Raw genomic sequence first — 8,826 nt, forward strand, 5'->3', positions numbered from 1 at the left:
TTGACGCTGATGTTCGCAGCCATCAACGAAGCACGCAACAGCATTCTGCTCACCACCTCGTATTTTGTTCCACCGGAATCGTTAACAACGGCGCTGGAATCGGCTGCACTCAGAGGCGTGCGCGTCAGACTGCTGCTCTCCAGTAAATCGGCCAATCCCGCAACCGTACACGCCGGGAGATCCTATTACGACTCTCTGCTGGATGCCGGAGTCGAGATTTTTGAATATACCAAGGGAATTCTGCACTCAAAAACTCTGACCATTGACGACAGCTGGTCTCTGGTAGGTACGCCTAATTTTGACTTCCGGAGTTTAATTCTCAACTTTGAAGTAGGCCTGGCCGTTTATGATCGGAAATTTGCTCAGCGGCTGAAAGAATCGATTGAACTTGATTTCCTGAACGCGATCAAAATCACTGCAGCAGACTGGGACAAACGCAGCAGAATCGTCATTTTAAAACAGAACCTCTGCCGGCTGTTTTCGCCTGTGATGTAGGAACGCCATCCACGATCAACCCGCTTTTAACGGCTTGTGTGGCGATAAGCCTGTGAGGCCCCTTCCGGCAAGATCGCTAAATATCGGATTAACTGAATCGCTTCCTCTTTCGATAACAGGTTCAGCAATCCATCCGGCATCGATGATTTTTTCACCGGGATGATCGTCTCCACCTCTTTCTTATTAATCAGTTGTTTCGTTCCTTCCCCCGTCAGGAGCAGGATCTGGTCGGGTCCCGCAGCCCCCATCATGCCGGTCAGAGTTTTTCCGGCATCCGTGACAATCGTAAAGGTCGGATATTCTTCTGCGACGAAATGCGAAGGAAAAACAGTTGCCAGCAGAATTTCTCTCTGCTGTAACCTGCGGCTGACATGCGTGAGATCGGGCCCCACCTTCTCCCCCACTTTCCCGTAGCGGTGACATTTGATACACGTTGCTTTCACGAAAGACTGCTCACCCAGCTTTAAATCAGCTGCCTCTTTCGAGCGCTTTTGCAATTCGCCCATCAACTCCTGATATGTCCAACGACTCTCAGCAGCGTCGACAGGCAGCAAGGCTGCAATCTCATCCGGATATTTTTCAGAAAACCAGTTCTGCCAGACAGACAGCGGAGACGGCTGTGCTTCAGTCGTCTGCTGCAAATTCAGTCCCGTCCAATGTTTCAACAGTTGCACGGCAATCTGCTGTCCTTCCGCATCCTGTTCCAGTCCCACCAGGATGACTTGTCGAATCCATTGTGCTTTATTGGAACGTCGATGAAATCTGGTCAGCGCTTTCATCACCGCTTTCGCCTGCGCGCCTTGGACCACATTCAGAGAACGGACCAGAATTCTCCAGTCGGGGTCCCGGCGCTGGTTTTCCCCAGCATACCAGCTGATCGCTTCGGCCACGTCGTTCCGGCGTTCCGGATAGGACTCGTACAGTTCATGCAGATAGATCAACGTCGGTTCGTCGGCAATCCGCGCCATCGCGATTAATAACGCATTGATCTTCCGATCCGATGAATTCGCCTGATTTTTTTGATTCTGCAATTTGATTTCAAGATCGCGCAATGCGGGAAATTCCGCTCCGGTCACGCGTTCCAGAGGTTCCCCTGCAATGATGATCCGAAAATCTCCCGGTGCCACCTCCTGGACGAACGCCTCATCCAGATTCTCAATTTTCAAAGCAAGTCCAGACTCGTTCGCCTGAACGATCCTGACTGTTCCACTGATGAATAACAACAGAACCACCACTCTGACGATGTCGCATCTTCTCCGGGTGATCATGCTGAGGGTCCTGTTTTTTACCAGATAACAAAAGGGCTCGTTTGAAAATCTTCTCTGAATCCTAATCTTACAGAAGAGAACCCGCTGCACACTATGTTCATTCCCGTATTTTATATAAAATTTGCTCAGGTGTTTCCGTTTTACTTCCAAATATCAGGGATGACCAGTGATCACAACATATTCAACCATCAAAAATATTTTCCGAAACCGCATTCAGGTTACACTCACATTGGCACTACTGTTCCTGTCTTTCAGTTGCTCCTCGAACAAGGAATCCCAACCGGCCGACACCACAGCCGAGAAACCCGGTCCGACAGCAGAAACCCCCACTGAAGAGATCAAACCCGGTAAAACCATCGAGATCACGCTGATCTTATCCGACGCCAAAGGTTTTCAGGATATTTTGGAACAACAGCAGGGAAAGGTCATTCTGGTCGATTTCTGGGCAACCTGGTGTATTCCGTGTGTGAAGAATTTCCATCATACCGTGGAATGGAATCAGAAATTCGCCGACCAGGGTCTGACGGTAATTTCTGTCAGCATGGATGAATCAGACCCAGAAACCCAGAAAGCGGTTTTAAAATTCCTGGAATCTCAGGATGCACAGTTCATCAACGTCCTGGCCACAGCAGCCAATGATCAGGACCCGATGGAAAGTTTTGGAATTGATGACGGGGCTTTGCCGCACTATCGAATCTATGATCGTGCCGGAAAGTTAGTCAAAAAGTTTTCCTTTGCCGACCCGAGCCAACAGTTCACGCAGGCAGATATCGAATCGGCTTTGGAAGCAACTCTGAAACAGAAAGCAGAATAAGTCACCTCATTTTTTCTGAGATACCTACATGATCCGTAAACTCTGGTCGACTTGTGTTGATGAAGTTTTGGGCTTCTACCTCCTGCATCGGTTTTTCTATTACAGGAAACAACCGCTGATTCTTTCCAACGCGGGAGAGACCTCGCCGGAATTATTCAGCGGCGACCTGACCACCTTTTATTCGCCGGTCCCGCAACCGGCGCAGTTAACCTACCAACCCCGGTTGCGTCCCGCTTCTCAAACAACGTTTTCTGCTGCCCAGGTAGAAGATTTTCAGTTTCCCAGTTCGATTCAAACATCGTTCCCCGAAAATGATCTGGTGCAGGGACGCCATTGGAAATCCACGGCGGTCTCGCGCGAACAGGATTCAACGCCACGCTTAACTGTGATCGCCATCGATGGCATTGTGCAGATGGGTGTACGCAGTTTTAATAGACTTGCACAGCGCCTGACCCCCTGTGGCATTGACGTTGTGATGATGGACAGCCCCTTTAACTACAGAAGAACACCGGCCGGATATCGTCCCGGACAACTGATCGCCGGGGGAAATCTGGACCATCAGTTAACGGTGGCCCGTCAGGGAGTTCTGGATCTCTGGAGCCTGATTCTCGCATTGCAGGCGAAAGGGCATCAAATCGGTCTCGTGGGCATCAGTCATGGCGCCTGGATGACACTGACTGCCGCTCTGTTAATTGAGCAGCTCGACTTTGTGATGGCCATCACGCCCCCCGTCGATCTGTTCCACATTCTTGACGAGGGGGGAACGGTTGTGAACGCCATTCGTCGCGGCGTCAACCATGATCCTCCGGAACTGGAGCAACTGGAACAGCTCTGCGCACCTTTAATGATTCCCCAATGGATGCCGCGTCTTCCCGCTGCAGCGATTCATCTGCATGTCGCCGACTTTGATCGCTTTGTCCCTTCATTCCGAATTGAGGCGCTGGCAGAACAATGGCAGACAAAATTATCCCACCATCCCTTAGGGCACATCGAAGCGACCACCGGCCCGAAAGTCGTCTCTCAGGTCGCTGAAGATATCCTCGCTTTCTGGCAGCTTTCTTCTGCATCAAACTGATTTCAGCTTCCACCGCTGATTTTATAAACCGTCCTCGACACACGCATCCTCCCGCCTGACAGCGCGCCAAATTCCAATCGTTACAATCTGTATGACCAGTACCAATTCACTGACGATTACCATTTTCTCAGCAGATTTTGTTGAATAAATACATCATGTTGTCGCTTTGCAACTTATTCTTTCAGTATAGCCTCAACTGCAGAGTTCTATTTTGACTTCAGAGCAGTGGAAGCTTTCAGCGGGCCAGCGCTTTTATCGATTTGTCTGTTAGATAAAAGGTTTTAATTCGTCTTTTTAGTATAGTAAACCTTTTTTGATTCAGTTCAAAAACGGAAGCTGCCAAGGGAGCAACTATGCAGGTACGAGTTCGCGATTTAATGACGGTTAATCCTGTCAGCGTGCTGATGGGAACAAGTCTGCAGGAAGCGGCAACGCAAATGATCCTGGCAGAATCTGCCGAGATCTATGTCACAGATCAGGAAATGAGGCTGATCGGCGTGGTTCCCGACTACGCCATTCTCAAGCACAAACTGATGCACCAGAATCTGGAAGCCCCCATCGATTCCATCATGAATGTGCAGCTCGAATCGCTCTCCCCCGAAGATGATGCGCTACAACTGGCCCATCTCTTTCGCGATCGCCGCAACAGTTGTATGGCTGTGACGGAAAATGGTCTGCTCATCGGTAAACTGAGTTGCCGGGATCTGTTTCGCACGATCATGGCTTTGGACTCCATCGAATTGACTGACGAACAGGCTCTGGAACCAGGTTCTGCGATCACCGCTGACTCCGGTCACACCGTTTCGTCAATCAATCCGCCCCACTTGAGCAGATACAATCTGCGAAAAGAGCAACTCCAGTTAAACGGCCCCAAGAGCGAATAGCGATGAGCCTGCCCTGCTACTTCTGGGCTTTCAATTCAATGCCCATGTCCTGAAACAGGAAAATCATGTCTTCCCAGACATCTTTCTTGGCAGAGGGATTTCTCAGCAGATAAGAGGGATGATAAGTGCAAAGGACTTTCGTCCGACCGTACTCATAAAACCGGCCTCTCATTTTCCCGATGGGCAATTCGGAATGCAGCAGATTCTTGGCCGACACCGACCCCCAGCAGACAATGTAATCCGGATCGACGATTTCGATCTGCGCATCCAGAAATCCCCGACAATTCGCGGCTTCTTCATCCGTAGGGTTTCTGTTTCCCGGCGGTCGGCAGCGGAGAATATTGGCAATATAGATATCGCTGCGTTTCATCTGGCAGGCTTCGATGATCTTATCCAGCAACTTCCCGGCACGACCAACGAAGGGTTCTCCCTGCTTGTCTTCGTCTGCTCCGGGAGCCTCGCCGATGAACATAATTTTCGCACGCGGGTTCCCCACTCCAAACACGGTCTGCGTACGGGTGGAAGCCAGCTCGGGGCATTTTTGACATCGGGAAACCTGCTCTGCGATAATCTCCAGCTCCGCCTGGCGATCGCCCTTTGTCAATTTCGATTTTGTCGTTCGAGGCACACTCATTTCCTTTCGAGGGTCATCGGTCTCGTTGATTACTTCTACCACTTCATTCGCAGACACCCGGGATTGCTGCAACAACTCCCCCTGATCCACTGCGTGATTCAATTCCCTTGTGCCCGGCTCCGCGCTGATCGCAGACGCGCTCACAGTTGCAGTTGCAGTTGCAGTTGCAGGCTCGTGAACGGCCGCCGGTTGATTTATTGCCGGTTGATTTATTGCCGGTTGGTTTATCGCCGGTTGTCGTGCTGCCGTTGGTTGTGTTGGCTGTTGTGGAACCGGAACCACACGCTTGAGATGGGTGACCCCGGAACGTTGCCAGCTTTCGATTAATTGGCGCGCCGCCCTTTGCGAGCGATGATTCGCTTCTTTTTCATTCATAACGCGAAGACCCGCCTTTAACGTTTCACTTTACAACCCGGTAATGCGGCTTTGAATTTCTCCACTCCTGCATCTGTCACCTGGGTAAAGCTGACCTGCAGTTCCTTTAAATTTTTCAGAGCAGTCAGTTTCTGCAGCCCCTCATCACCAATTTCCGTTTTACTCAAATTCAGATATTCCAGTTTTTTCAAGGGGAGCAGACTGTCCAGGCCGGCGTTGGTAATTTGTGTTCCTTCCAGATTGAGACGGTTGAGATCGGTCAGGCCGGAAATGATCTTCAAACCGGCGTCCGTTGTCTGAGTGCCCCATAAGCCCAGCCGGTTCAGCTTTTTCAGGTTTTTAATCTGTTCCAGCCCCGCATCACCAATCATCGATTCATCCAGATCCAGATAAGTCAGTTCCGTCAAGCCGGACAAAGCTTTCATACCTTCATCTGTCACGACAGTATCCCGTAAATGCAGAGTCTGCAGTTTTTTCATGCCCGCGATATTCGCAATCCCGGCATCACCCACAAAATCCCGACGCAAATGCAGCGCTTCCATATTCGTCATGCCCTTGAGATGTTTCATTCCCTCGTCCGAGACTTCCGAATCATCCAGTTCCAGAGAAACCAGGTTTTTGTCTTTGAGAAGTTCCAGCGTTTTGTCGGAAATATTGCGTCCCCACGTATTCAATCGCTGCAGATTCGGCAGCTGGGCGACATCTTTCATCCCGTCATCAGTCACCTGAGTCGCCTGCAGCTTGAGAACTCGTAAATTCTTCATGCCTTTGATCAGCGGCATCCCCTCGTCATTGACTCCCTTATTGAATCGCAAATCGAGATCTTTCAACTTGGGAAATTCGGCGACCACTTTCAACGCGTCGTTGGTGATGTTCGTTGCCCGCAGTGAAAGTACCTGCAGATCTTTCAAATCAGCCAGATTTTTGACCCCTTCATCACCGATGGCAGTACTTTCCAGATTCAAATACCACAATTTTTTCTGTTTCCCGATCGCTTCCGTTGCAGTATCGGTGAAATTCGGTCCCCAGATCGTCAGTCGTTCCAGCGAAGGCAAACCGGCCAGATGTTTTAAATCGGCATCTTTGGCGTTGGATCCCTGCAAATCCAGAATCAGCACCCGACCATCGTCTGACAGTACCAGCTTGGCATCCAGATCTTTGAACGCCTGAACGGCGGCGGGGGAATCCGGTTCTACCTCAGGTTTCTGCTTCGCTTCTTTTTTCTGCCCCTGCGTTTCGGTGGAAGTCGAATTTTCTTTGAGGGCAGGTGTCTTCGGGGCACTTGAGTCAGGACAACCCGTTAATAACAGACTTAATCCCACCAGAGAAAGAATCGCTTTCATGTTCATACTGACATCCCTTATTGGCTCTAACCGGCTCGAATACTACAGAACGTTTTATAACAGGAAACCCGAGGCGTAAACCCGAAATCAAAGCCTTTTCCCGTCGCTGCTTGTTGGAAATCGTCTCAGAAAACGCTCTGAAATCAAAGATTCACAAAACCCTCTTACAACGCTAACAATGATCACCAAAATAGAGCTCTCGCAGAAACATTGCAATTCAAAGCATCCCTTTTCTGCAACTACTTGCGATTCCATGCCCGAACTGAGTATACTCAAAGACATAAAAGTCCCCCTATGCGTTAACTTGATAGCAGACCTGCTGCCAGCCCGGTTTTTTATTACGGCGCCAATCTCAAAGGATCTACAAGTGAAACTTCGCCTGCCTCGCAACGCCTTCCTGTTTTTCAGTCTGAGTTTGATTTCCTGTCTGACCTGCCATCAGGCCCAGGCAAAAGACTGGTCTACTTATTTAGCAGACCGGGCACGTTCCGGAGCCACTTCCGATTCGTTCCAGCTCCCTTTAACGCCAGCCTGGAAATACGCTGCCCCCACGCCCCCCAAAATGGGTCAGACAGATCCCGGAGATCGAGTCATCGAAGGCCACGATCTGGAAGCACGCGTTGATTTTGATGATGCCTTCCACGTCGCGATTGCCGGAGAGCGGGCTTACTTTGGTTCTTCTGTCGATCACCAGATGCGTTGTGTCGACCTGAAAAGTGGCATAGTTCTCTGGCGGGTCATTACCGGAGGCCCGATTCGTCTGGCTCCCTCACTTAGTCAAGACAAAGTTTACTTCGGCTCCGATGATGGTTTTGTGTATTGCCTCGACGCTGCTTCCGGAAAAGAAGTCTGGAAATTACGGGCCGGTCAGAACGAAGAAATGATCATTGCCCGGGGAGAAATGGTTTCACGCTGGCCCGTCAGAACGAGTATCCTGGTTGATAATGGCATCGCTTATTTTGGAGCCGGGATTTTTCCTCATGAAAATATTTATCTCTATGCAGTCAACGCCGAATCAGGAAAAGTCATCTGGAAAGTCGATAATCTGAGCCAGACCAGCGCCGGCCGGAATGAACTCTCGCCACAGGGTTATCTCCTGGCAAACGACGAGTTTCTGTTTATTCCCTCCGGTCGTTCGCTGCCCGCCGCCTTCAACAAAAAAACAGGTCAAGAGGAACATCAAAGGTCCTTCAGTTGGCGAAGCACCGCCGGCGGTGTGGTGGGTGGTACTCAGGCATTACTTGCCGACGGGCAGATCTATTCGATGGGGGCTCACCACATCCTCGCTTTAACTCAAACGGAAGGCGACATCGGTTTTGCCTGGATCAACGGTCAACAGATGGCCGTCCAGGGTGATTTCGCTTATCTCGCAACGGGCACCGATGTGTTGAAAGTCAATCGCAAAGAACACGCGGTCGGCTCGCAGAAAGCACATGCGAATGAAATGACCATCAAGGACCTGTTGACAAAACTGCGTAGTTTAAAAGGGAAAAAAGCAGAGGCAGCCCGCGATCAAGTGAAAGTCCTGCAGGACGAAAATAAAATATACGCGAAAGCAGGAGTGATCTGGGAGCAAGCCTCCGCTGCCCGCGATGCGCTGATTGTCGCCGGCGATAAAGTTGTCGTCGGTGGTCTGGATCAGGTCGTGATTCTCGATGAAAAATCGGGTAAAATCCTGGAAACATTGAAAGTCAACGGCCAGGCACGCGGTCTGGCTGTTTCAGACGGCCAACTGGTCGTCAGCACTTCGGCCGGTGATGTCATCGCTTATCGTTCTTCGACTGACGCAAATCCCGCCGCGCAGCAAATCGATGCAATCACTCAAAAAACGCCTTATCCTGAAGACGAACTGACGCCCCTGTATCAGCAGGCCGCCAAAGATATTTTGACACACACCGGGATTAAAGATGGTTTCTGTCTGGTTCTAGGCAGCGAGGA

General features: G+C 50.4%; 8 protein-coding genes. 5 read left to right on the forward strand and 3 right to left on the reverse strand.

All coding sequences use genetic code 11. From position 1 onward, the window contains the following. A partial coding sequence (locus Q0294_RS18660; RefSeq protein WP_299468470.1) for a phospholipase D-like domain-containing protein occupies positions 1 to 495 on the forward strand: 495 nt, incomplete at its 5' end. Positions 496 to 521: 26 nt separating this feature from the next. Here Q0294_RS18660 and Q0294_RS18665 read toward each other — a convergent pair. Continuing rightward, positions 522 to 1,763 carry a c-type cytochrome gene (locus Q0294_RS18665; protein ID WP_299468472.1) on the reverse strand — a complete coding sequence of 414 codons (1,242 nt, stop codon included), beginning with the start codon at positions 1,761 to 1,763 and terminating at the stop codon, positions 522 to 524. A gap of 166 nt (positions 1,764 to 1,929) precedes the next feature. On the opposite strand from Q0294_RS18665, the gene Q0294_RS18670 reads away from it, so the two are divergent. From Q0294_RS18670 to Q0294_RS18680, 3 genes are all read left to right on the forward strand, one after another. Then, on the forward strand, positions 1,930 to 2,577 hold the full coding sequence (locus Q0294_RS18670; RefSeq protein WP_299468474.1) for a redoxin family protein: 648 nt from the start codon (positions 1,930 to 1,932) through the stop codon (positions 2,575 to 2,577). Between the two features lie 28 nt (positions 2,578 to 2,605). After that, positions 2,606 to 3,652 carry a hypothetical protein gene (locus Q0294_RS18675; protein WP_299468476.1) on the forward strand — a complete coding sequence of 349 codons (1,047 nt, stop codon included), beginning with the start codon at positions 2,606 to 2,608 and terminating at the stop codon, positions 3,650 to 3,652. A gap of 353 nt (positions 3,653 to 4,005) precedes the next feature. Then, a complete protein-coding gene (locus Q0294_RS18680) occupies positions 4,006 to 4,536 on the forward strand; it encodes a CBS domain-containing protein (RefSeq protein ID WP_299468478.1) in 531 nt (176 codons plus the stop codon). 16 nt (positions 4,537 to 4,552) lie between these two features. Here Q0294_RS18680 and Q0294_RS18685 read toward each other — a convergent pair whose 3' ends face one another. Together Q0294_RS18685 and Q0294_RS18690 are read right to left on the reverse strand one after the other, a co-directional pair. Then, a complete protein-coding gene (locus tag Q0294_RS18685) occupies positions 4,553 to 5,545 on the reverse strand; it encodes a uracil-DNA glycosylase (protein ID WP_299468480.1) in 993 nt (330 codons plus the stop codon). Positions 5,546 to 5,562: 17 nt separating this feature from the next. Then, entirely contained in the window at positions 5,563 to 6,894 is a 1,332-nt protein-coding gene (locus Q0294_RS18690; RefSeq protein ID WP_299468482.1) for a hypothetical protein, read from the reverse strand. A gap of 361 nt (positions 6,895 to 7,255) precedes the next feature. Between Q0294_RS18690 and Q0294_RS18695 the strand changes: the two genes are divergently transcribed. Beyond that, the coding region (locus Q0294_RS18695) for a PQQ-binding-like beta-propeller repeat protein (protein ID WP_299468484.1) at positions 7,256 to 8,826 on the forward strand (1,571 nt) is incomplete at its 3' end.

It is taken from the genome of uncultured Gimesia sp., assembly GCF_937919775.1.
In the GTDB taxonomy this organism is placed as follows: domain Bacteria; phylum Planctomycetota; class Planctomycetia; order Planctomycetales; family Planctomycetaceae; genus Gimesia.

Coding starts and splice junctions, on each gene's coding strand:
- Q0294_RS18665 (WP_299468472.1), bottom strand. CDS start 1,763: ATGATCACCCGGAGAAGATGCGACATCGTCAGAGTGGTGGTTCTGTTG.
- Q0294_RS18675 (WP_299468476.1), top strand. CDS start 2,606: ATGATCCGTAAACTCTGGTCGACTTGTGTTGATGAAGTTTTGGGCTTC.
- Q0294_RS18680 (WP_299468478.1), top strand. CDS start 4,006: ATGCAGGTACGAGTTCGCGATTTAATGACGGTTAATCCTGTCAGCGTG.
- Q0294_RS18685 (WP_299468480.1), bottom strand. CDS start 5,545: ATGAATGAAAAAGAAGCGAATCATCGCTCGCAAAGGGCGGCGCGCCAA.
- Q0294_RS18690 (WP_299468482.1), bottom strand. CDS start 6,894: ATGAACATGAAAGCGATTCTTTCTCTGGTGGGATTAAGTCTGTTATTA.